The organism is Paraburkholderia sp. LEh10 (assembly GCF_017814945.1).
GTDB lineage: Bacteria > Pseudomonadota > Gammaproteobacteria > Burkholderiales > Burkholderiaceae > Paraburkholderia.
In genome coordinates, this window is the sequence record NZ_JAGIPX010000221.1 from 1 (window position 1) to 935 (window position 935).

The following is a 935-nucleotide window of genomic DNA, read 5'->3' on the forward strand; positions in this document are numbered from 1 at the left end:
TGAAGTTGACCCGCCAAAACGGACACCTATCCTTTTACAGGAGGTGCCGAAATGGGCAAGACGCGTACACCGTACCCGGCGGAATTCCGGGCGCAGATGGTGGAACTGGTCAAGGCGGGGCGCACACCGCAAGAGCTCGCTCGCGAGTTCGAACCGACGGCGCAGACCATCACCAACTGGGTTGCGCAAGCCGAACGTGATGCGGGGGTGCGTCATGACGGGCTGACCACGGCCGAGCGGCAGGAACTTACGCGGCTGCGCCGCGAGAATCGCCAGTTAAAAATGGAGCGCGACATCCTCTCTCACGCGGCGGCCTGGTTCGCGCGGGAGACGGGAACCGTGCCACCCAAGGGTACGGATTCATGAAAGCGAACCAGGCCCGTTGGCCCATAGCCACGATGGCGCGGCTGCTCGGGGTCTCGACGAGCGGCTATTACGCGTGGCTGATATGCGGGCCATCGCAGCATGCTGGCAGTGATGCGCAGTTGCTGGCGCGTATCCGCACGCTGCATGCGAGCTCGCGCGGCACGTACGGGGCGCCACGTATCCATGCGCAACTCGCGCGCGAAGGCGTGCACGTTGGGCGCAAGCGGGTAGCGCGTCTGATGCGCATGGCCGGCCTGTGTGGTGCCAGCCGGCGGCGCTGGCCACGTACCACACGGCCAAGTGCGGGGGCAAGACGTGCCCCCGATCTGGTGCGCCGGCACTTTAGCGCTGACGCGCCGAACGTACTGTGGGTGGCAGATGCCACCTACATTCCGACCGGCGAGGGGTTTCTATATCTGGCTGTGGTGCTCGATGTGTTTAGCCGGCGCATCGTGGGCTGGGCGATGTCGAACCATCTGTACACGGAGCTGATGTTGCGTGCACTCGACATGGCACTGCTGCAGCGACGCCACGAGGGTGTGATCCTGCATTCGGACCAGGGCGCCCAG

The 935-nt window shown here is 64.9% G+C and carries 2 protein-coding genes; both read left to right on the forward strand.

The window, feature by feature from the left end:
* Positions 1-51 precede the first annotated feature (51 nt).
* The gene (locus tag J8I87_RS44045) at positions 52-366 is read left to right on the forward strand and encodes a transposase (RefSeq protein ID WP_209938917.1); all 315 of its coding nucleotides are present in this window, start codon (positions 52-54) and stop codon (positions 364-366) included.
* On the forward strand, positions 363-935 hold a 573-nt coding region (locus J8I87_RS44050), incomplete at its 3' end, for an IS3 family transposase (protein WP_209938920.1). The genes J8I87_RS44045 and J8I87_RS44050, both read left to right, overlap by 4 nt.